At 62.9% G+C, this 22,054-nt stretch carries 16 protein-coding genes; 7 read left to right on the top strand and 9 right to left on the bottom strand.

The genetic code is table 11. The features are described from left to right. Positions 1-43: 43 nt before the first annotated feature. From LJ656_RS14710 to LJ656_RS14695, 4 genes are all read right to left on the bottom strand, one after another. A complete protein-coding gene (locus tag LJ656_RS14710; RefSeq protein ID WP_230510139.1) occupies positions 44-3,091 on the bottom strand; it encodes an FAD-binding and (Fe-S)-binding domain-containing protein in 3,048 nt (1,015 codons plus the stop codon). A 56-nt stretch (positions 3,092-3,147) separates the two neighbouring features. After that, positions 3,148-3,921: a 2-keto-4-pentenoate hydratase gene (locus LJ656_RS14705; RefSeq protein WP_230510138.1), complete on the bottom strand. Its 774-nt coding sequence runs from the start codon at positions 3,919-3,921 to the stop codon at positions 3,148-3,150. Then, positions 3,918-5,222, bottom strand: a complete 1,305-nt coding sequence (locus LJ656_RS14700; RefSeq protein WP_230510137.1) for an MFS transporter — start codon at positions 5,220-5,222, stop codon at positions 3,918-3,920. Before LJ656_RS14700 ends, LJ656_RS14705 begins: the two co-directional genes overlap by 4 nt. A gap of 221 nt (positions 5,223-5,443) precedes the next feature. After that, entirely contained in the window at positions 5,444-6,664 is a 1,221-nt protein-coding gene (locus tag LJ656_RS14695; protein WP_230510136.1) for a pyridoxal-phosphate-dependent aminotransferase family protein, read from the bottom strand. Positions 6,665-6,835: 171 nt separating this feature from the next. On the opposite strand from LJ656_RS14695, the gene LJ656_RS14690 reads away from it, so the two are divergent. Continuing rightward, positions 6,836-7,564: a GntR family transcriptional regulator gene (locus LJ656_RS14690; protein ID WP_230510135.1), complete on the top strand. Its 729-nt coding sequence runs from the start codon at positions 6,836-6,838 to the stop codon at positions 7,562-7,564. A gap of 270 nt (positions 7,565-7,834) precedes the next feature. Here LJ656_RS14690 and LJ656_RS14685 read toward each other — a convergent pair whose 3' ends face one another. Beyond that, a complete protein-coding gene (locus LJ656_RS14685; RefSeq protein WP_230510134.1) occupies positions 7,835-9,385 on the bottom strand; it encodes a bifunctional AfsR/SARP family transcriptional regulator/alpha/beta hydrolase in 1,551 nt (516 codons plus the stop codon). A gap of 117 nt (positions 9,386-9,502) precedes the next feature. Between LJ656_RS14685 and LJ656_RS14680 the strand changes: the two genes are divergently transcribed. After that, positions 9,503-10,885 (top strand): FAD-dependent oxidoreductase, encoded by a 1,383-nt coding sequence (locus LJ656_RS14680; protein ID WP_230510133.1) that lies wholly within the window; start codon positions 9,503-9,505, stop codon positions 10,883-10,885. A 140-nt stretch (positions 10,886-11,025) separates the two neighbouring features. Here LJ656_RS14680 and LJ656_RS14675 read toward each other — a convergent pair whose 3' ends face one another. Next, positions 11,026-11,382, bottom strand: a complete 357-nt coding sequence (locus tag LJ656_RS14675) for a hypothetical protein (RefSeq protein WP_230510132.1) — start codon at positions 11,380-11,382, stop codon at positions 11,026-11,028. Between the two features lie 133 nt (positions 11,383-11,515). On the opposite strand from LJ656_RS14675, the gene LJ656_RS14670 reads away from it, so the two are divergent. The 4 genes from LJ656_RS14670 to LJ656_RS14655 all read left to right on the top strand — a co-directional run bounded on the left by LJ656_RS14670 (position 11,516) and on the right by LJ656_RS14655 (position 19,251). Next, positions 11,516-14,683: an ATP-binding protein gene (locus LJ656_RS14670; protein ID WP_230510131.1), complete on the top strand. Its 3,168-nt coding sequence runs from the start codon at positions 11,516-11,518 to the stop codon at positions 14,681-14,683. A 42-nt stretch (positions 14,684-14,725) separates the two neighbouring features. Next, entirely contained in the window at positions 14,726-14,977 is a 252-nt protein-coding gene (locus tag LJ656_RS14665) for a nickel-binding protein (protein WP_230510130.1), read from the top strand. 656 nt (positions 14,978-15,633) lie between these two features. Continuing rightward, positions 15,634-16,737, top strand: coding sequence for a porin (locus tag LJ656_RS14660; RefSeq protein ID WP_230510129.1), 1,104 nt, complete (start codon positions 15,634-15,636; stop codon positions 16,735-16,737). A gap of 78 nt (positions 16,738-16,815) precedes the next feature. Then, the gene (locus LJ656_RS14655) at positions 16,816-19,251 is read left to right on the top strand and encodes a glucose/quinate/shikimate family membrane-bound PQQ-dependent dehydrogenase (RefSeq protein ID WP_230510128.1); all 2,436 of its coding nucleotides are present in this window, start codon (positions 16,816-16,818) and stop codon (positions 19,249-19,251) included. 166 nt (positions 19,252-19,417) lie between these two features. On the opposite strand, the gene LJ656_RS14650 is transcribed toward LJ656_RS14655, so the two are convergent. Both LJ656_RS14650 and LJ656_RS14645 read right to left on the bottom strand, forming a co-directional pair. Further along, on the bottom strand, positions 19,418-20,317 hold the full coding sequence (locus LJ656_RS14650) for an alpha/beta fold hydrolase (RefSeq protein WP_230510127.1): 900 nt from the start codon (positions 20,315-20,317) through the stop codon (positions 19,418-19,420). A gap of 25 nt (positions 20,318-20,342) precedes the next feature. Further along, a complete protein-coding gene (locus tag LJ656_RS14645; protein ID WP_230510126.1) occupies positions 20,343-21,251 on the bottom strand; it encodes an alpha/beta fold hydrolase in 909 nt (302 codons plus the stop codon). 84 nt (positions 21,252-21,335) lie between these two features. Here LJ656_RS14645 and LJ656_RS14640 point away from each other — a divergent pair, with 84 nt between their 5' ends. Beyond that, a complete protein-coding gene (locus LJ656_RS14640) occupies positions 21,336-21,722 on the top strand; it encodes a MerR family transcriptional regulator (RefSeq protein ID WP_230510125.1) in 387 nt (128 codons plus the stop codon). A gap of 27 nt (positions 21,723-21,749) precedes the next feature. Here the strand turns inward: LJ656_RS14640 and LJ656_RS14635 are convergent, their stop codons facing one another. After that, positions 21,750-22,034: a hypothetical protein gene (locus LJ656_RS14635; RefSeq protein ID WP_230510124.1), complete on the bottom strand. Its 285-nt coding sequence runs from the start codon at positions 22,032-22,034 to the stop codon at positions 21,750-21,752. Between the last annotated feature and the right edge of the window lie 20 nt (positions 22,035-22,054).

Genomic DNA, 22,054 nt, shown 5'->3' with positions numbered 1-22,054 from the left:
AGCCACGCGTGCCGCTCCAGAACGCGGCACGCAACGGCGCTGGTCACTGCAACGCCATCGCCAGCACGCGCGCCACATGGATCGCGTCGACGCCCGCTCCGTCGTGGATCTGGTGCCGGCAACTGGTGCCGTCGGCGACCATCAACGTACCGGCGTCGAGCTTGCGCACCGCGGGCAGCAGGGACAACTCGGCCATCGCCTGCGAAGTCGCGTAGTGCTCGGCTTCGTAGCCGAAGCTGCCGGCCATCCCGCAACACGACGATTCGACCGTCGCTACGTTCAACTGAGGAATCCACTTCAGCACGGTCTGCACCGGCGTAAATGCGTCGAACGCTTTCTGATGGCAATGTCCGTGCACGAGCGCTTGCTGCATCGGCAGCGGTTTCAACGCCAGTTGCAAGCGTCCGGCCTGTTGCTCACGCACCAGAAACTCCTCGAACAGAAACGCGTGCTGAGAAAGCCGGCGCGCTTCGTCGCCGAAACCGTATTGCAGAAATTCATCGCGCAACGACAGCAGACACGACGGTTCGAGTCCGACCACCGGCACCCCGCGTTCGACATACGGTTTGAACAGATCGAGCAGGCGTCGCGCTTCCTGCTTCGCGTGATCGACCATGCCGGCCGCGAGAAACGTGCGGCCGCAACACACCGGCCGTTCGCCGCCGCGTGCGTTGAAATGCACGGTGTAGCCGGCGGCTTCGAGCACCTGCTGCGCGGCGCGCGCGTTGTCGGGTTCGAAGTGGTTGTTGAAGGTGTCGACGAACAGCAGCACTTCCTTGAGTGCGGTAGTTTGCGTGTCGGGTGGCACCGTGCTTCGTTCTGTCTTCGCGGCGGCCAACGCATCGGCCAGAAACGCTTTCCTGAAGCGCGGCAAACTACGCTGCTGCGCGAATCCCATCGACCGCTTGAACCACGCCGATAACACCGGCACGTTGTCCGCCAGCGCGAACAGCGCCGGCATCCGGCTCGCCGCGCCCGCATAGCGCGGCATGAACGCGACCAGCCTGTCGCGCAAGCGCACTCCATGCGTTTTGACGCGCGCCGCCCGCGCCTCGATCTTGAACTTCGCCATATCAACGCCGGTCGGGCAATCGCGCTTGCAGCCCTTGCACGATACGCACAGATCGAGCGTGTCCTTCACGTCGTCGCTCGCCAGAGCGCCCGCGCCAAGCTGCCCCGAAATCGCGAGCCGCAGCGTATTCGCACGGCCGCGCGTCAGATGCTGCTCGTCCTTCGTCACCCGATAGCTCGGGCACATCGTGCCCGCGTCGAACTTGCGGCAATGGCCGTTGTTGTTGCACATCTCGACTGCTTTCGCGAGGCCGCCGCTCAGATCGCCGCCGGTGCCCGGCGCGCTTTCCGCGCCGCTCAACGGATCGCGTTCGACGTTCCACGCGGACCAGTCGAGCGCGGTGTCGATGCGCTGCTCGCGATAGCCGGGCGGAAAGCGGAAGTTGCGCGCGTCGTCCATCTTCGGCGGCCGCACGATCTTGTCGGGATTGAAGCGATTGTCCGGATCGAACAACGCCTTGATTTCGCCGAACGCCTCGTTCAGCCGCGGCCCGTATTGCCACGCGACCCATTCGCCGCGGCACAGACCGTCGCCATGCTCGCCCGAATACGCGCCCTTGTACTCGCGCACCAGCTCCGCCGCTTCTTCGGCGATGGCGCGCATCTTCATCGCGCCGTCGCGGCGCATGTCGAGAATCGGCCGCACGTGCAGCGTGCCGACGCTCGCATGCGCGTACCACGTGCCCTCGGTGCCGTGGCGATGAAACACCTCGGTCAGCCGGTTCGTATATTCGTCCAGATGTTCGAGCGGCACCGCGCAATCTTCGATGAACGACACCGGCTTGCCGTCGCCCTTCATGCTCATCATGATGTTGAGCCCGGCTTTGCGCACTTCCCACAGCGCTTTTTGCGCGCTCGCGTCGGGCATCTCGACCACCGAATCCGGCAACCCGAGTTCACCCATCAGTTCGGTCAGCCGTTTGAGCGACACCAGTTGCGCGTCGCGATCCTCGCCCGCGAACTCGAGCAGCAGGATTGCTTGCGGTTTGCCGACCAGCGCCTTTTCGATCACCGGCCGGAACGCCGGATTGCTCAGCGCGAGATCGATCATCGTGCGATCGACCAGTTCGACCGCGACCGGCTTCAGTTCGACGATGTGCCGCGTGAGCGCCATCGCTTGCCGGAAGGTCGGGAAGTTGACCACGCCGAGTGTCTTGTGCGCGGGCAGCGGCGCGAGCTTCAGCGTGATCTGCCGGCTGAACGCAAGCGTGCCTTCGGAGCCGACCAGCAGATGCGCGAGGTTCGCGCTGCCGTCGTCGGTGTAGGCGCGCGGATTCTGGCAGTCGAACAGATCGAGGTTGTAGCCGGCGACGCGGCGCAGCACCTTCGGCACCTGTCTGACGATCTCGTCGCGCTCGCGCTGCGCGATTCGCGTGACGCCCGCAACGATCTGCTTCAGGCGCTCGCCTTGCGGCGGCTCGCGCAGCGACGCGAAGCGCGCCTCGCTGCCGTCGGCGAGAATCGCGTCGATCGCGTCGACGTTGTGGACCATGTTGCCGTACTCGATCGAGCGCGAGCCGCACGAGTTGTTGCCAGCCATCCCGCCGATCGTGCATTGCGCGGCCGTCGATACGTCGACCGGAAACCACAGTCCATGCGGCTTCAACCATGCGTTCAGATGATCGAGCACGACGCCGGGCTCAACCGTGACCGTGCGCGCATCGGCATCGAACGCGACGATGTTGTTCAGCCATTTGCTGGTGTCGATCACCAGCGCTTCGCCGACCGTCTGCCCGCATTGACTGGTGCCCGCGCCGCGCGCGAGCAGCGGCACTTTCTCGCTGCGGGCGACTTCCAGCGCGCTGCGCAGATCGTCCTGATCGCGCGGCACCACGACACCGATCGGCGTGATCTGGTAGATCGACGCATCGGTCGCGTACCGGCCACGGCTCGCGAGATCGAACAGCACGTCGCCGCGCAGCGCTTTGCGCAGTTGCTGCGCGAGCGGGCTCGTCATGCGCGCGGCGGACGGCACCAGATGGATCGGCTTGACGAGCAAACCGGAGGTGGGATTCGTCATATCGTCGGCCTGTCGGAAGCCGCCGGCACTGCGCGGCTCGGGGTGGCTCAGGGTGGTTAGTACAACGTCACACTGACCGGCGCGAGCCCTTCGATCTGCCCGCTGGCCGTGCCCGCGTCGCGCGGGAAAAACATTCCGGTGTACGAACCGGCGGTCACGACCATTTCCGGCGTCACGGCAATACCGCGCGAGGTGGCGTGATTGACCAGCCACGGCAGCAGCCTGCGCGGATCGCCGGCAGGATTCGCGGGCGCCGTTTCGACGACGTCTTGTCCATCAAAGCTGAAACGCAACGACGGCGCGACGAACGGAAAGTCGTCGCGATACGGCGTGAATTCGCCGACGATCAGCGCGCCATGATTCTGCAGATCCGCGAGTTGCGCGAGTTTGTCGACGTCGGGCCACGCCGCGTAGCGGCTCGCGACAATCTCGATGGTCGCGCCGATCGAACCGATCGCCGCGAGCACTTCGTCGTCGCTGTACGGCGTACTCGCCGCTTCGAAGCGCCGGGCGAAACGGAACGCGACTTCGAGTTCGAGGCCAAGCGGCTTGAAGCCGTCACGCGCGATTCGCGCGCCGCCCGGATGCAGATCGCTCGCGGGCAACGGCGCGCCCTGAATCGGGCCGCTCGCGGACTTCGCGCCGATCTTCCAGCCGCCGATGCGGGCGTTACACGCGTCGTTGCACGCGCGCAGAATCTCGTGCTGGATCGCGTAGGCCGCGTCGGCATCGGCCGGAATCTGCGCGGGCGGCAACGTATCGAGCGTCGCGCGGCTAGCGCGGGCCTCGGCCAGACGCTGGCCCAGCGATGACGTGATCGACGCATTCATTTCGACACCTCCAGCGGGGCCGACACGTGCGCGTTGCCCTTGTCCTTATCCGACGCAGTCAGTTCAAAGCGGCTTTCCGGCTGCATCCGGAACGCGAGCACCACGCCGATCCCCATCAACAGCATGCTGCCGACGAACGGCAAATCCCAGTTGCCCGAATAGTCGATCAGGAAACCGCCGACCACCGGCGAGATGATCGCGGCCAGCGCCGAGCCGGTGTTCATCATTCCGCTCGCGGTGCCGGAGAAATCCGGCGCGATGTCCATCGGGATCGCCCACATCGGGCCAATCGTCATTTCAGCGAAGAAGAAGCCCCCCGCGAGACATGCGATCGACAGATACAGGTTGTGCGTGAACATCAACGGAATCAGCGACAGCAGACAGAACAGCATGCACACCGACACCATCCAGCTGCGCGCGCGCTTCAGGCTGCCGGTGCGTTTGAAAATCGCATCGGTGACGAGGCCGCCGAGCGTGTCGCCGAGCACGCCGGCGAAGAACACGACCGACGCGAAGATCGCCGACTTCTGCAATTGCAGATGATGATTGTGCAGGAAGTACAGCGGAATCCAGCTCAGAAACAGCCACAACGTCCAGCCGTAGCAGAAGTAGACGATCGTGACCGGCGCCATCCGGCGAAACAGCTTGCCCCATGGCAGGCCGGTCAGCTTCGGCTTCGGCGCGGGCAGCATCGCGAGTTCTTCGGCGGTGATGCGCGGATGATCTTTCGGATGCTCGGTGAAGGTGAACGCCCACACGACGACCCACAACAGACTCAGCGCGCCGCAGATAAAGAACGATTCGCGCCAGCCCCAGTTCGCCATCACCAGCACGATCAACGCGGGCGCGACCGCATTGCCGACTCGCGACGCCGCGTGCGTGATGCCCTGCGCGAAGCCGCGCTTTTCTTTCGCGACCCAGCGCGACATCGCCGAGGTCGCGGCCGGGAACGTCGCGCCTTCACCGAAACCGAGCACGAGACGCGCGACGAGCAGCGAAACGAGACCGCCGGCGAGACCGGTGAAGATCGTCGCGAGACCCCAGATCGCGCCGCACAACAGCAGCGTGCGCTTCGCGCCGAAGCGGTCGCTGACCCAACCGCCGATCACCTGAAACAGCAGATACGGATACGCGAAGGCCGAGAACACGAGGCCGACCTGCGTGTGCGTGAGATTGAATTCCTTGCCGAAACCGGCGGCCGCGGTGCTGACGTTGACGCGGTCGAGATAGGTGATGAAGTACATGATGCAGAGCATCACTAGAACGATACTGGTCGCACTGGTTAATCGAAACCGCTTCATCGTCTCTCTCCATGGCGTGTGTCGACGGCACGGCTGAAGTGACGCGCCTCGTCGTCGCCCGGCGCCGGCGACGGCCGGCGCGGACGCATTGCATGTTGTTTAGGACCACGTTCTATGCGCGGTTCGATGAGGGAAGCGTTCCCTGGTGCTGCGGGCTGCTGCGAGATATTGAAGTGCTGTGCTGAATGAACTAGCGACGCCCGGCGCGTTTCTTTGCGCGCTCAGGCCGCCGCCTTCAATCCCGGCATCGCGGGTGCCTGGCTCAACCACTCCATGGCGGCCGACATGCCGCTGTCTTTCAGCGCCACGCCGGCCAGCCGCAGACCCATCTCGCAGCCGGCGAGCGTCGCGAGCAGCATCAGGTCGTTGCAGTCGCCGAGATGGCCGATGCGGAACATGCGGCCTTTCATCTTGCCGAGGCCCGTGCCGAGCGACATGTCGAAGCGCTCGTAGATCAGCTTGCGCACCGCGTCGGCATCGACGCCGTCGGGCATCATCACGCCGGTCAGCACCGGGCTATAGACCGCGGGATCGGCGCATTGAATGTCGAGGCCCCACGCGCGCACCGCGCGACGCGTCGCTTCGGCGAGCCGCTCGTGACGCGCGAACACGTTGTCGAGCCCTTCGCCGAGGATCATCTCGATCGCCTCGTGCAGCCCGTACAGCAGATTCGTGTTCGGCGTGTACGGCCAGTAGCCGGTTTTGTTCATCTCGACGATTTCCGCCCAGTCCCAGAAACTGCGCGGTAGCTTCGCATGTTGGCTGGCAGCCAGCGCTTTCGGCGAGATCGCGTTGAAGCTGATGCCGGGCGGCAGCATCAAACCCTTTTGCGAACCCGACACGGTCACGTCGACGCCCCATTCGTCGTGACGGTAATCGGCGCACGCGAGGCCCGAGATCGTGTCGACCAGCAGCAGCGCCGGGTGGCCAGCGGCATCGATCGCGCGGCGCACCGCGGCGATATCGGACGTGACGCCGGTGGAGGTTTCGTTGTGCACGACGCAGACCGCCTTGATCGCATGCTGCGTGTCGGCGCGCAGGCGCTCCTCGATCATTTGCGGCTGCACACCGCGCCGCCAGCCTTCGATACCTGGCAGCCCCAGGAATTCCGCTTTCAGACCGAGCTTGTCGGCCATCTTTTTCCACAGCGTCGCGAAGTGGCCGGTCTCGAACATCAGCACATGGTCGCCGGGGCTCAACGTGTTCGACAGCGCTGCTTCCCATGCGCCGGTGCCGGACGCCGGATAGATCACGACCGGCTGTTGAGTCTTGAAGATCTTCTTGATGCCGTCGAGCACGGTGAGGCCGAGTTCGCCGAACTCGGGGCCACGGTGGTCGATGGTCGGATAGCTCATCGCGCGGAGGATGCGATCGGGCACCGGACTCGGGCCGGGGATCTGCAGGAAGTGACGGCCGGCGGGATGGAAATCGAGCTTCAGCATTGAACTCCTCCGATTGAATTTTGCATTCAAAAAACTATATCAGACGAAGTTCGGCGCTCCCAAGTTGAAATTCGGCCGCGCGGACCGGTGTTTACCCGCGTATTCCCGCTGATTAACTAATGGTGGTGGTTCCGCTAAAATCCCACATCATGTGTGGTCGAGGATTTTTGTATGCAAAATTCGGATATCGAAGCGGGTCTTACCGCGGCTCCGCTGATGCCGAAGGTCGAGCGTCAGCGTCTGCATGACACGGTGGTGGAGCACATTCGGCGCTTTATCGTCGAAGGAGTGCTGGAGCCCGGCAAGAAGCTGAACGAGCGTGAGCTGTGCGAAACGTTGGGCATTTCGCGCACGCCGTTGCGCGAAGCGCTGAAGGTGCTGGCCGCCGAAGGGCTGATAGAGATTTCGCCGAACCGTGGCGCGTCGGTGTCGAAGATGACCGAAGCCGAACTGCGCGAGACCTTCGAATTGATGAGCGGGCTCGAAGCGTTTTCCGGCGAGCTGGCCGCCGAGCGGATGACGGCCGCGGAACTCGCGGAGATCAAGGCACTGCATTACGCGATGCTCGCGTGCCGTGCGCAAAATGATTTGCCCGGGTACTACAGCCGCAATCAGGCGATACACGACAAGATCAATGAAGCGGCGAGAAATTCAGCACTCCGGCAGACTTATGTGTCGGTGAATCGGAGATTGCAGGCGCTGCGGTTTCGGTCGAATTATCAGACGCCAAAGTGGGATCGGGCGATTCACGATCACGATGAGATGCTGAAGGCGCTCGAGGCTCGGGATGGCAAGAAGCTCAGCGCGATCTTGCGGCAGCATCTGCTTGATAAGCGGGATGCGGTTTTGCAGGTGCAGTCGCAGGAGGCTGTCGTTGGCGCGGGGGAGTTGAAGGCGTGAGTGCAGTGGGGAAGTTGTCCACGGAAAATGTTCGTAAGGGTGTGGACAACTTTCGCACAGGGTGCCTAAGTAATTGATGTGGGGGAGGTTTTGGGGGGTGGGTGAGTGGTAGGCAAGGTGGGGCATTGGGACGTCGGGAGGGGTGTGAGCGGGGGTGGCCGGTCCACTCGCAATATCGGACCATTACTCCACGCCCCGCGTCGATGCCGCCGATTTCCTCGGAATCTCACTGTGCCCAAGCTAAGTTGTGCAGCATCTCCCTGATCACAGTTACCGCGTGAGACTGCCTACAAACTGCTTGATCTCGTCCAGAACGGTTTGCTGATCGCCCGCGAAGGGCCAGTGATCGGCGCCGTCGAGTTCGACGAATCGCGCCTGCGTAATGTGGCTGGCGAGATGCCGGGCGGCGCCGATGCGAACGGCGCGGTCGTGGTGGCGATGCAGCACCAAGGTCGGCACCGAAATTCGGCCCAAGAGATGCCGCACATCCATGTCGCGCAACGCCTCGAGGACTCCCTTGATCGCTCCCGGGCTCGACGCGGCGCGAAGCAGGCCTGCCCACCACGCTCTCGCCTGAGGGTCGCCGGACAGGCTCGGCGCGAATGTCTCGATGCCTGCAGGGCCGCCCCAGTCCGCGACGAGCTGCTGCAGCCACACATCATACTGACTCGCTTGAAGTGCGTGAGGATAGTCGCGCGTTGCGGTTCCCTTCGCCAACGAGGCGAACAGAATGAGTCCGGCAACTCGGTTGGGCTGATCAACGGCAAACTTGATGCATGCAGGCCCACCCTCCGACGCGCCGAACAACACGACCCTTTCGCTGCCCGCGGCGTCCAGCACGGTGCCGATGTCCTGCGCAGTCGCGTCGACGTTGGGATTGAACCCTACCCGGTCGGAAAGCCCGACGCCACGACGATCGAGCAGGATGAGACGGCCCATCCCGGCGAGAGAAGACAGGAACGCCCGGCACCGGGGCTGCTCCCAGACCCGTTCGACGTGAGACACGAAACCGGGCAGCACCAGAACATCAATGCGGCCGGCGCCGTAAGTCTGAAATGCGAGATGGACGCCGCCACTGCTGACGTAGCGCGTCGACGGCGGGTCTTCGATGGGCAACGTTGCACCGGCAGCAAGCAGCGCGCGGGTCTCGGATTCGGGGACCGCATTCAGCTCGTCACGGAGGCGCTGCGTCAGAGCCTCAAGGTGCCGCTGGGCCGTGGCCCGGTCTCCCGCGAGCAGAAGGTTGCGGATGAGGTGCCGGCCGTACACTTCACTGAACGGATCGAGCTCAACAAGACGGCCGGCGTGCGCGGCCGCGGCCGCGTAGTCGCCCGCCGCATTCTTGTCGTGCACCACTCGTTCGAGTGCTTGAATCACGCGGCCTCGCAAGGCCTCCCGGCGAAAAAAAGCCCACTCGTCAAACAGCGGGCAGTCGCCCGGCGAAAAACCCTCGAGAAAGTCGCCGGGATAATGACGGCAAGCCCGCTCGAACTCGCCGCAGTCGCAGGCTTGCTCAAACACTTCGGAATCCACCTGCAGCGTGATCGCTGCCGACCATCTAACGGTGCTCCTATCTATGTCAAGAGCGTCGTCGCCGAGCGCGTGCTGGAGGCGATGCAGCAGACGCCGTAGCCGCGCCCGTACAACCTCTTCATCGCCTTCCGGCCACAACATGGTGGCAAGGACGTCGCGCCCGACAGAGCCCTCCGCTTCGGCCAGGTAGACCAACAGAGCAAGGCCCTTGCGCAAGGGCAGCCGGCACAGCCGGTGATCCCGACGAATCTCCGGAAATCCAAGCGTCCGTACGCTGAACAGAGCCATGGCGAGTGACCCTCAATGATGGCGTCCAAGGGACGCTCAGGGGACGCACCGATCCTACCATTCGCTACCAATGAGGGTCGCGGGACTTACTGCGACGGATCAAACTGGAGGATTGCCATGAAGAAACCTGGTGAACATGCGATCGTGATCGGCGCCAGCATGAGCGGGCTGCTGGCTGCCCGCGTACTGTCGGATTTCTATACCATCGTCACCGTGCTCGAACGCGACACGTTTCCAGACGCAGACGCGCCGCGCAAGGGTGTGCCACAAGGCCGTCATACCCACGGGCTCCTTGCGCGCGGCAGCGTGATCCTCGAGGAATTTTTCCCCGGATATAGCAGCGAGGTCGTTGCGCAAAGCGGCGGCTTGGCCGGTGATGTCGCCAACGATGTGATCTGGATAGGCCACAACGTCCGGCTTGCTAACGGCGCGAGCGATCTGATCGGTCTGCTTGCAAGCCGTCCCGTGCTCGAAGGTCATCTACGCCGACGGCTCATGAGTTTGCCGAACGTGCGCGTCATCGAAAATTGCGCGGTGCGGGGTCTTGCGACCGATCCCGCTCACAGGAGCGTGACCGGTGTGCGGACGTATGCCCAGGGCAAGATAGAAGAGACCCTCAACGCGGAACTTGTCGTCGATGCGACTGGCCGTGGCTCGTCCAGTGCGGCGTGGCTGGAAGAGTTGGGCTACCAACCTCCCGCCAGGGAAAAGGTCGAGATCGATATCAGCTACATGACTCGTACTTATCGACGTCGATCTACTGATCTCCACGGCAAGCACGGTATCGTTGTCGCCGGTAGTGCGCCGAACTGGCGCAACGGCGTCATGCTCGCGCAGGAAAGCGACAGCTGGATCGTCAGTGCCGGCGGTTATCTTGGCGACGATGCGCCTGACAACGACGAAGGCTTTCTCGCGTATCTTGCGACGTTGCCGACCATGGAGATTCACGACGTTGTCGCAAGGGCGGAGCCGCTAACCGATTACAGGCGCTACCGCTACGTCTCCAACCTGCGTCTGCGGTATGAGAAGCTCGCGCGTTTCCCCGAAAATTACCTGGTTTTCGGTGATGCCATCTGCAGCTTCAATCCTGTCTATGGGCAAGGCATGACGGTCGCGGCAGAGGAAGCGCTCGCGCTACAGCGGTGCCTGCGCACGGGTTCGAACGATCTTGCGCGTCGATTCTTCGGAGCAGCCGCGAAGATCGTCGATATTCCATGGGACATCGCGGTTGGCAACGACCTGCGCCATCCACGAGTCAAGGGCGCCCGCCCGCTAATGCTGCGTTTCATCAACTGGTACATCGGCAAGCTTCACCTTGCCGCGAAACGCGACAGCACGCTGGCGACAGCGTTTCTGGAGGTCGTGAACCTCATGATGCCGCCGTCGTCGCTGCTCAGCCCCGCAGTCGCCTGGCGCGTCTGGCAGGGCAACCGAAGGCCTGTGCTACCGGTTCCCTCGCCTGCAATCGAAGCAGCGAGGCGGAACAGCGCATCATCATGACCAGGCGTCACCGTGTTGACCGGCGCAGGCTACCTGCGCTCGCCACCATGACGTTCACGAAATTTGCCGCTTTCGAAACCGACTGTCGTGAACGCGGATGCAAGCGGCAGCCGAAGCACCTGTTGCAGCCGCATGCCGAATCACCGGGCGAACGGCCCGGTACGGATCGATGAGCCCAAGACAGCAACGGACACCAAGCGACAGTCCAGTTCGCAGCGAATCGCCAGTGCCTGCGGTTCGCTGACCCAGTATTGCTGCCGCGCCGCGTCGTACTGAACGTAGCGGCGCGAGACCTGTCCCCCCAACCACTCGAGCACTGCGATCCGATCGGTCCCGGTCCTCTTCGCGAGTTGTTGCGCGGACAGCGGAGTGTTAGCCAGTGCTTCATACAGCCGGAACGCGTCCACTTCGGCCGATGTTGTTGCCAATCTCGATGCCTCGCATCGATGCACCAGTGCCCCGATGTATCCAAAGATCTTGCCCTGATAGTGAGTCACGTTAGCCTCCATTGATTCCTGGTGACAGTGCATTCCGTTCTGGTAGTAATCTGCGCATAAGCGGCGATCCGAGGATTGCCGTTTGACGGAATCAGCGTGCTTCCGGAAGGTTGTATTGAGCGTTGGAGAGATCGTGGGAAACGTCGAGATTACTGACGCTTCGTGCGGACCACTGAGCATTCGCCTCCTTGGCGAACTCGAACTGACGCGTGGTGGCGCGCGGGTTCCGTTGCCCGCTTCGCGCCGCACGCGCGCGTTGCTGGGCTATCTCGTGCTGACCGGCGCCCCGGTATCGAGATCGGCCTTGTGCGACATGCTGTGGGAGGGTCCCGACGATCCTCGCGCCGCCCTTCGCTGGAGTCTGTCCAAGTTGCGCCCTCTGCTCGACGACGCATGGCACGAGCGCATCGTGGCGAGCCGCACGCACGTCGCGTTCGAAGCCGCCGGCGCGTTTATCGATGCAATCAGGCTTGAGGCGCTGCTCCGGCGCGGAGCGGAGCGGACACCTGTTGCCGAGCTGCAGGAAGCAGCGCAATTGCTGCGTGGAGACCTTCTTGCCGGGCTCGAGCTTCCCGGTTGCTACCGCTTCTACAACTGGTGTGTTGGCCAGCGCGAACGATTCGGCCGGATTCGCGGCACGGTCCTGAGAGCTTTGATCCGGGCGCTGGCGCCAGACGTGTCGCGTGCGTTGCAGTACGGGCATGAGCTGGTCGACGCGAATCCGCTCGATGAGTCGGGCCACGCAGCGTTAGTCGCACTGCTGGAAGCCGCGGACCGTCATGCGGATGCGCAGGAGCATCATCACTATGCGCGCGAGCTGCTCCAACGCGAGGTCGGGGCACGCGCCTGTGCGAGCCTCGACGAAGCGGTTCGGCGCATGCGAGACGATACACGCCGAAGTCGCGCGGATCACACCGGCGATCGTGTGCAGCGCGATGTAAGCCGCATGCCTGAAGAAGGTCTCCGGACGGCCGTGCAAAGCTGGCCTGCGAGCACGGGCGAGGATCAGGTCTTACCTCTGCCCCTGGTCGGGCGCGAAGCGGAACGCGCACGGCTCAGAGATCTGTTGGCGCCGTCGTCAGACGCCGGAACGCTGACGCTGTTGACGGGCGAGCCGGGCATTGGCAAGACGCGCCTGCTCGAGTATTTCAGCCAATGCGCGTCGAGCGCGGCGTGTCGCGTGCTTCGCGCTCGATGCTATGAAGCCGAGGCGATCCGTCCATACGGCATCTGGATAGATGCATTGCGCGACCTCGCGAGCGACGCAGTGCCGCCTGTCGACGAAGCCCTCGCGCCGCTCGTGCATGCGACTGGCAACAGCACCTCCGACCTTCAGCGCGACGAAGGTGGCCGCGAGCGGCTTTTCGAAGCGGTTCTCGCGCTGCTCGGCCGTCTGTCGGCCGAACAGCGACTGGCTTTTGTCCTCGACGACCTGCAGTGGCTCGACGAAGCATCGGCAGCGCTGCTGCACTTCGTACTGCGACACCTCGCACCGGACTTGCCGGTTGTCTTCGTCGCGGCCGCGCGTCCCGCCGAAATGGAAGACAACCGGTATGCAGCAACGTTGCTGCAGTCGCTCGCGCGCGAGTCAAAGGTGACGCACGTCGGGTTGGGACCGCTTTCGGCTGACGATGTGGCAGCACTTCTCGGCGCAGCCAGATGCGATCTGCCACTCGCGCAGGCGACCAAAGGCAGCGGCGGCAATCCACTCTATGTGCTCGAACTAGCGCGCGCAAACCGCGCGCATCCGCAAGCATCGACGCTCACTGTCGAGGCCCTGATTGCGGATCGGCTGACACCGATCAATGCGCGTACGCGCGATCTTTTGTCGTTCGCCGCTTCTATCGGACGCGGCTTTGCGCCCGAGCGGTTGGCGCAACTGCTCGACCGGCCGCTCGCTGAAGTGCTATCGAGCCTGGCCGACCTGCAACGTCGAGGCCTCATGACCGCAGCCTCGCAAACCGAGTTCGATTTCACCCATGATCTGGTGCGAGAGACCGTCTACCGGATGCTGTCGCAGCCGCACCGGCGCGCGATTCACCGTCAGATCGCGCAGCAACTGTTGGCCTCGAGCACGCGCGACCCGCGACTGCACGGTGAAGTTGTTCATCACGCCACATTGGCGGGCGACTCGCGCATGACGGCACTGGCGTGCGTGGAGGCCAGCCACCACTGTCTGACAGTCTTCGCGCCCAGCGAAGCTCGCGCTGTCGCGGATCGCGGTCTGGTCCATGCCCGTTCACTGCCGCGGGGGCGCGAGCGGATTCGACTCGAGATCCAGCTGCTCACTGCACGTCTCGTCTCGTCGGCGAGTTCCGGCGACGCATGTCCAGCGTCGATGGAACATGAATTCGAGGACGCCATTCAGGAAGCCGAAGCGCTGTCGCTTCATGCCGACGTCGTGCAAGGCCTCCATAGCCTGTCGTGGCTCACACAACAGGCGAACGACGTCGAACGTACGCGTGACGTCACGATCCGCGCGGCAACTGCGGCGCGCAAAGCCGATGCGACGACCCGCTGCAAGCAACTCGCCAATACGGGCCGGTGTCTACTCGAACTGGAGCGCGACCTTCCGCGGGCACGCAGCGTTTTGCAGGAAGCGCAGAAGCTGGCGGAACTGCTGGACCTGCGCGTCGTGGAACTGATGTGGGGCGCAGCGCTGCTTGCGCGAGCCGACGGAGCACTGGACGCCGGATCCGCGCAGTTGAACGACGCGGTGCGGCAGGCGCGGGCGATCGGGGACCATTGGCGTGAGTATCAGTGTCTCGTCTGGCTCGCGACCGTCGATTTCGAGCGCGGCGCTTACTTGCAAGTCACTCAGTTGGCCGGCGCGATCGTCGTGGCCGCGCGACGCATGGGATACTCGGGCGCGCCTTATGCGGAAGTTCTCAGCGCGATTGCGTCGTTCCGTCTGACGGGAAGCGACGTGCGCGACGCTGGGTTCGAAGGGCTCGGCGCATTGCGCGAGGCGGACGACAAGCGGCATCTCTGTTATGTCCTCAGCGAGCTGGCGCTGACTTGTCTGGACCGTCAAGCAAGCGAGCGTGCAATTGTTCACGCGCGGGAAGCGCTCGAGGCAGCGGAAATCCTGAACTCACCGACCGGGAGAATCGTTGCGACATCAGTACTGGTCGAGGCAGCGCTCGTGGGAAGCGAGTTGGAATCCGCCGAGTCCCTTCTCGCCTCATTGCGTGAGTTGCTAGCCGGCGAGCCGATCTCGCCCAGGAGCCAGGCAGCATTACAACGGCTCCATAAGCGCTACCCCGCGACTACAACGATCGTTCAAACGCAAGCGGATTGAATTGCGGCCGATACGGTTTCTCTCGCCGAACGGAGCCTTGCCATGTCGCACGTCGTCGTTGAAAGGAGCTTTCCGACTCCACAGTCGGATGCGGATCTGTCCGTGGTGGAAGACCGCCTCGCACCGTGCAGCGAAATGTACGGCGTCGTCTGGAAGCGCAGTGTGGTTTCCGTCGATCGCAGACATATGATCTGCGAATACGATGCCCCGGACGCGGAAACCGTCCGCAAGGTGCAGCGGGAAGCCGGCGCTGCGTTCGATCACATCTGGTCGGGCGAGGTCATAGAACGTTGAAGCGGCATGCCTGCTTGCAATGACTGTGGCAAGAGCGGACGGACGCGGTCAGGCGTCAAAGCCCCCGCTTTGCAGAAGGCACGCCGGTATTTGTCTCCGCTAGTAGTTGGCTGTTTTCGCTATCCACGACACCTTGCCTCTGCTCGAAGTACTCCCCCGAATTGCGAAGAAGCCGTCTTTTTGCAAAGCGCTTTTATGGCGGGATGCATCCTTCTGTTTCGCAGCGTGCCGCTTCGTGGGTTTCCATTTCAAGCGGGGCAAACCTGGCGAGACGCGTAGGCGCCCGGCTCAAGGGCGCCACAACCCGCCGCATCAGCAGCCTCGCGTCCCGGGCGCGCAGCGCGACAAGTTCGGGTGTTAAACGTAATTGGCGACTCGAAATCGTTTAAGCAGGGCGTGGGGCATGAGGAAATACTTGGGACGCCAGCGCGAAAAAGATATAGGAATTTCAACTGCAGGTTTATCTGCGCGCTGCTATAGTTGCGCCCCGTTGCGCCTGGTGCGGGAAAAAGAAGATGGAAATAGTCTATTGCGACTTATGTAATTATCGCGCGCCGCGAACGATTCACGGGGACACCGAATGAATCGGGCTAATTCGATGTTCACGACGATGCGCGCGTGAAACTCGCAAGAATGCAGACTATCGAGGAGTTGATGTGAAAAAACAATTGGGCTCTATCGCTCTGCTCGTTGCCAGTTCGGCCGCATCGGCACAGTCGAGCGTCGTGCTGTATGGCCGCGTCGACGGCGGTATCGAATACCTGAATCACATTGCGAATGGTAACGGCGGCAGTTCGAGCCTCTGGAGTGCCGAGGGCGGCAACTGGGGCACGAGCATGTTCGGCCTCAAGGGTAGCGAGGATCTCGGTGGGGGCACAGCCGCGATATTCAATCTCGAAACCGGGCTACAGATCATGAACGGCACGTCAGGCGGCGGCCGGATGTTCTCGCGCCGCGCCTATGCCGGTATCAAGAATGAAACGTGGGGCCAATTGCAGGCCGGTCGCAATCTTTTCATCGATAGCGACGGCATCTGGGAATTCGATCCGTTCGTGCAGCAGGCCGTGTCGTCGGCTTCGCTCGTGCGCGGGCGCAGCTGGCAACAGACGAGCAACAACGTCGAATATCACAGCCCGGTGTGGAACGGCTTCGATCTGCAAGGGCAGTATGCGTTCGGCAACCAGGCGAGCGGCTTTAACAACGGCGCCGCCGGCGAGTTCGGGCGCTCGAACGGCATCATGCTCACGTATCACTCGCCGCTTTTCGACGTGCGCGGCATCTACGACGAACTGCGTGATTCGAACGGACGCCTCTCGAATATCTTCCAGGCTTCGCGCGAATACTTCGTAGGCGGCAACCTGCGCGTACAGAAGTTCAAGTTCCAGGCCGCGTACACGCATTACTTCGCGCCCGATACACCCGCCGGGCTCGCGGATCGCGCCGACCACTACTGGCTCGGCGCGACGTACCAGGCCACGCCGAAATGGGCCGTGACGGCTGCGGGTTTCTATATCCACGTAGGCGACGGCGCGGGGGACGTGGCGCACGATCCGGGCAGCCACGCGATGCTCTATGCGCTCGGTACTACCTACAACCTGAGCCAGCGCACGTTCCTCTACGGCACGGTCGCGTACGTGAACAACAGCAAGAACGGCACGTTCTCGGTGTTCGCCACGCCGCGCGATTCGAGCTCGCCGACGAGCCCGCTTGCGGGCCAATCGCAGACCGGCGCCTATGTCGGAATGATGCACATGTTCTAAAAGCCGCTGACTCGCGCGACTCACACCGGCTGCGCGAGTTGACGGCGATTCTGTTTTTCCAGTGAAGGAGTTTGCCCTATGGGGACCACTGCACCCGTGCCGAAGTCGCGCACGGCTTTGCGCATTTCTGCTGCGCTATTCATTCTGATCGGGCTTTTCACCGCGATTGGCGGTATCAAGCTCGTCAGCCTCGGCGGATCGCCTTATTACCTGATTGCGGGCGTCGTCGTTATCGTGACGGGCGCTTTGATGCTCGCCGCGCGACGTTCGGCGCTTTTCCTGTTCGCGGTGTTTCTGCTGGCGAGCACCGTCTGGGCGCTCGTCGAAGTCAAGCTCGACTGGTGGCAATTGCTGCCGCGCCTCGATGTCTGGTTCATCATGGGCTTGTGGCTGTTGCTGCCGTTCGTGCGTAATCGTCTCGGCGCACCCGACGATGAGAAGCGCAACGGCGGCGTCGCTCTCGGCGGAGCACTCATCGTCTCCGCGGCGGTCGGCGTGGTCAGCCTGTTCACCAATCCGCACGGCGTGACGGGCCAGCTCGAACGCACGGGCACCAGCGTGGCCACCGCCGCACCGAAGCAGGCTGACGGCGATTGGCAGGCATTCGGCCGCTCGCCGTCCGGCCAGCGCTATTCCCCGCTAACGCAAATCACGCCGGCAAACGCGGGCAAACTGGAACTCGCCTGGAGCTTCCGTACGGGTGACGTAGCCGGTCCGAACGATCCGAGCGAAACGACGTATGAGAATACGCCGCTCAAGATCGATAACACGCTTTACGTCTGCACGCCGCACAGCCGCGTGATCGCGCTCGACGCGACAACCGGCAAGCAGCTGTGGGATTTCGATCCGCAGATCCAGAGCCCGACGGGCACCTTCAAGAACTGGGAGCACATGACGTGCCGCGGCGTGTCCTACTACGACGCCGCAGCTTATGCGCAGAGCGCGGCAGCCGTGAGCGCCCCGGGTGGTAATGCCGCCGTGAAGGCGAGCACGACCGACCAACAGTGTCCGCGCCGAATTTATCTGCCGACCGCCGATGCGCGCCTCATCGCCATCAACGCCGATACCGGCAAGGTTTGCGAAGGCTTCGGCGATAAGGGCACGGTCAACCTGCTGACGAAGAACCTCGACGGTACAGTGATGCCGGGCGGCTACTATTCGACTTCGCCGCCTGCGATCACGCGAAACCTCGTGATCATCGGAGGCCATGTTACGGATAACTACTCAACGACGGAACCGTCGGGCGTCGTGCGCGCATTCGACGTGAGCGACGGTCATCTCGTATGGAACTGGGATTCCGGCAATCCTGACGCAACCGAACCATTGAAGCCGGGCCAGCACTACGTGCGCAACTCGCCGAACATGTGGTCGGTGATGAGTGTCGACGAAAAGAACGGCCTCGTTTATCTGCCGCTCGGCAACCAGATGCCCGATCAGTGGGGTGGCAACCGCACGCCGGCTTCGGAGAAATTCAGCGCCGGCGTCGTGGCATTGCACGTCGAAAACGGCAAGGTCGCATGGAATTATCAGTTCACGCACCATGACCTGTGGGACATGGACGTCGGTGGTCAACCGACGCTCATGGACATCAAGACGGCGGACGGTGTGAAACCCGCGTTGCTTGCGAGTACGAAGCAAGGCTCGATTTATGTGCTCAACCGTTTGACGGGCGAGCCGCTCGTGCCGATCGCGGAAGTACCGCGTCCGGCGACGACGATTCCGGACGACCATACTTCGCCGACCCAGCCGCTTTCGGCGATCAATTTCATGCCGGAACCGTTGACCGAAGCGTCGATGTGGGGCACGACGCCGTTCGACATGCTCTGGTGCCGCATCAAGTTCAAGTCGCTGCGCTACGAGGGGCCGTTTACGCCTCCTTCGGAGCAAGGTTCGATCGTCTATCCGGGCAATTTCGGCGTGTTCGACTGGGGCGGCATTTCCGTCGATCCGGTGCGCCAGATCGCACTGGTGAATCCTGACGCGATGGCCTTTTACGACACGTTGATCCCACGCGAAAAGGTCGGCAGCGGCAACGAGTCGACGAGCGAAACCGCGGGCATCCATCCGAATACGGGTGCGCCTTATGCCGTGGCGATGTCGCCGCTGCTCGCGCCGTGGGGCATTCCGTGCCAGGCGCCGCCGTGGGGCTACGTGGCGGCGGTCGACCTGACGACCAATCAGGTCATCTGGAAGCACAAGAACGGCACCGTTCGCGACAGCGCGCCGCTGCCGATTCCGTTGCCGCTTGGCGTGCCGTCGCTCGGCGGGATGGTCTCGACAGCCGGTGGCGTGACGTTCCTCGGCGGCACGCTCGACTACTACCTGCGCGCCTATGACGTGAGCAACGGAAAGCAGTTGTGGGAAGGCCGCCTGCCGGCCGGCGGCCAGGCCAATCCGATGACCTATATGGGCGCGGACGGTCGCCAATATGTGCTGATCGTCGCGGGCGGCCACGGTTCGCTTGGCACGAAGCAGGGCGACTACGTGATGTCTTACGCGTTGCCGAAGCAATAATCTGCCGATCGGCGATGACGTGCCTCTGGCACGTCACGCCTGCAAGCCGGTATGCGTCCTCGCGTGCCGGCTTTTTTTTCGCGCGTGTTGCGCCGGGCACCTGGTCAGCGAGCGACGTTTTTCCCTGCGTCTTGCACAAACTGTGTCGGCGGCAGAGAGTCCAACGCTAGAACTTTCCGACCAGGAAATTGTTAAGAGACGTCAACACCTCATTCGGCGCATCCTCGGGAAGCAGATGGCCGCCGGGCAACCCCTTTCCCGTCACGTTCGTTGCCCATCGGGACCAAGCGTCGATGGGCAATCCGCTTCTCGCCTGCTGTTCCCTCTCACTCCACAGTACCAAGACCGGACAGGTGAGTTTTCGGCCCGCCGCAAGATCGCTCGCATCGTGCTCCTGGTCCTCGAAAGCAGCGGCGCGATAGTCTTCGCACATGGCGTGGCGCACGTGCGGATCCCTGAACGCCGTTCGATAGGCGTCGAGGGCCAAGGGATCGATCCGCTCGAGACCGCCCGCCATCTTCGCCAGGGCAGTGTCGAGATAAGCGTCGGGATCAGCCGCAAGCATCCGCTCCGGCAGATCGCCCGGCTGCGCCAGAAAGAACCAGTGCCAGGCGTTCAGCGCAAAGGACTTGTCGACGCTAGCGAACGCATCCAGCGTGGGTATGACGGTCAGCGAAGCATACGCGCAGACGCGTTGCGGATGATCCAGCGCAAGCCGGTATCCCGCGCGAGCACCGCGGTCGTGCCCGACCACGGCAAATCGCTCGTGCCCGAGCCGATTCATCAACGCCACGAGCGCAGCGGCTACGCGACGTTTGGTCCATCTCGGCTGATCGTGGTGGGTCCGGCTGTCCCCGTATCCCGGCAGATCCGGCGCGATGACGGTATGCGACCTCGCGAGCGTTGGCGAAATCAATCGCCACGCAACATGAGTCTGCGGGTAGCCGTGCAGCAGCAGAACCGGCGGTCCGCTCCCGCCGATCCTGCCGCGAAACCAGACGTCACCCGCTTCGACGTCGAGCCTCGCGAAACCTGGAAAGAAGTCCTGCTCGACTTCATACGCCATGATTATCTCCTCGTAACACGTGACTTCATTGCTGAGAAGCCGACCTGACGAACTCAGCCAGATCGTGATTGAAACGCGCGGCTTCCTCGATGAACGGTGCGTGACCCGAGTCCGCGTACACCTTGCTCATGATGCGCGGATTCAGCTCAGCCGCTCGAGCCAGCGTCGTTCGCGTGTCGACTAGCGCGTCGTGACCACCGTAGATGAAGAGCAACGGAACGTGCGCCTTGCCGAGCCCTTCCGCGGCGAAGACCGTCATCGTCGGCACTTCCTTTTGCATGTCCCACGATGCCATGGCTGCGTTTGCGAGCAGCCGGTCGAACGTGTCGGCGTCAGGCCGATGGTTGAAACATAGGCCGACGAAGGTGCGCTCACCGTCGAGATGCGTCTTCAGGTCGGGTGAATTCATGTCCCGGTAAACCTCGGGATGATCGACGATCTGACCCGGCGCAAGCTCCACCACGCCGTCGACATACACAGCGCCCGCGATTGCACGATCGCCAAACTTCGCAAGGTAGTTCGATATCACCACACCGCCGAGCGACCAGCCGACCACGACGGGCTTGCGCGCGTGCGAGCCCGCGATCACCGCGGCGAGATCGTCCCCCCAACGGTTTCCGTCGTGATATGGCTCCGGGCCGGATGGCTTATCCGACAGTCCGTGGCCGCGCAGATCGTAAGTAATGATTCTGTATTGGCGTAATTCGGGACTCTGTACCTGCGGCTCCCAGTTAAGGCGGCTGCCGAGCAGCCCATGCACCAGAATAATCGGCGGGCCGTTGGGGCTACCGCTTTCCTGAACCGCCAGCTTCACTCCATTTGTCGATGTGACCGTATAGCTGGTCGGCGCTGCGATCGCGTCAGGTGTGCACGCGAACAGCGTCGCCGCAGAGAATGCGGAAATGAAAAACCGAGGGTACGTTCGTAAGCTCATTGCTTTTCCTGAGAGGGTCGGTGCACCTAGTCTCAACCCTGACACTGATGAGAGAGTCAAGCGAATTGTGATAGCCTGCTTTTCATGAAAGACACGCCTTCACAGGAACTGCTGACGATTGGACAGCTCTCGCGACTCACCGGCGCGAGCGTGCGATCGATCCGGCATTACGACGAACACGGCCTGCTCGCCTCGGAGCGCGCGAGCAATGGCTATCGCATGTTCCCCGATAAGGCAGTCACGCAGGTCAAGCAAATTCAGCGCATGATCGCGACCGGTTTCACTATCGACGATATTCGCGCCTTTCCGGACTGCATGCTTCTGATCGAAGGCGCACGCTCTTGCGATCAGATCACCGACGTCCAGCGCGTAAGGCTCGAAGCTATCGATCGTCAAATCGCGGACCTCGAAAAGCGTCGCGCGCGGCTCATCAAGACCTTGCATGAAGGTGCGGTGCCGCCCGTCGAATGATGCGGACCGCCGGAACCGAGATCGCCCTCAAACGGAAACATTGGACGCGGCTTTCTTGCTGCGAAAATCGGCACGCAGGCTGTCGTATTCCTCCTGACTGATCGGCGCTGCATCTCGCTGCCCGAGCGCGTTGACGGGCAGCCGGTAGGTTTCGCGCGCCGTCCATGCGCCTAGCGCCCCGATGCCGAAGACGGTCAGCGTGATCGTCCGCACGATCAACGCAATGCGCTGCGTGCCGGGCGGCACGGCGGCTGCGATGAACGCCGGCAAGATCGCGGTGATGGCCGTGCCGATGTTCTGGCCGATCGCCATGGCGGTAACCCAAATGCTCG

This window comes from Paraburkholderia sejongensis (assembly GCF_020880815.1).
Lineage (GTDB): Bacteria > Pseudomonadota > Gammaproteobacteria > Burkholderiales > Burkholderiaceae > Paraburkholderia > Paraburkholderia sejongensis.
This window is presented reverse-complemented; position numbering and strand designations above follow the sequence as displayed.

Excerpts from the sequence above, each read along its gene's own strand:
- LJ656_RS14710 (WP_230510139.1), bottom strand. The coding sequence starts at position 3,091 with ATGACGAATCCCACCTCCGGTTTGCTCGTCAAGCCGATCCATCTGGTG.
- LJ656_RS14705 (WP_230510138.1), bottom strand. The coding sequence starts at position 3,921 with ATGAATGCGTCGATCACGTCATCGCTGGGCCAGCGTCTGGCCGAGGCC.
- LJ656_RS14700 (WP_230510137.1), bottom strand. The coding sequence starts at position 5,222 with ATGAAGCGGTTTCGATTAACCAGTGCGACCAGTATCGTTCTAGTGATG.
- LJ656_RS14695 (WP_230510136.1), bottom strand. The coding sequence starts at position 6,664 with ATGCTGAAGCTCGATTTCCATCCCGCCGGCCGTCACTTCCTGCAGATC.
- LJ656_RS14690 (WP_230510135.1), top strand. The coding sequence starts at position 6,836 with ATGCAAAATTCGGATATCGAAGCGGGTCTTACCGCGGCTCCGCTGATG.
- LJ656_RS14685 (WP_230510134.1), bottom strand. The coding sequence starts at position 9,385 with ATGGCTCTGTTCAGCGTACGGACGCTTGGATTTCCGGAGATTCGTCGG.
- LJ656_RS14680 (WP_230510133.1), top strand. The coding sequence starts at position 9,503 with ATGAAGAAACCTGGTGAACATGCGATCGTGATCGGCGCCAGCATGAGC.
- LJ656_RS14665 (WP_230510130.1), top strand. The coding sequence starts at position 14,726 with ATGTCGCACGTCGTCGTTGAAAGGAGCTTTCCGACTCCACAGTCGGAT.
- LJ656_RS14655 (WP_230510128.1), top strand. The coding sequence starts at position 16,816 with ATGGGGACCACTGCACCCGTGCCGAAGTCGCGCACGGCTTTGCGCATT.
- LJ656_RS14650 (WP_230510127.1), bottom strand. The coding sequence starts at position 20,317 with ATGGCGTATGAAGTCGAGCAGGACTTCTTTCCAGGTTTCGCGAGGCTC.
- LJ656_RS14645 (WP_230510126.1), bottom strand. The coding sequence starts at position 21,251 with ATGAGCTTACGAACGTACCCTCGGTTTTTCATTTCCGCATTCTCTGCG.
- LJ656_RS14640 (WP_230510125.1), top strand. The coding sequence starts at position 21,336 with ATGAAAGACACGCCTTCACAGGAACTGCTGACGATTGGACAGCTCTCG.
- LJ656_RS14635 (WP_230510124.1), bottom strand. The coding sequence starts at position 22,034 with ATGGCGATCGGCCAGAACATCGGCACGGCCATCACCGCGATCTTGCCG.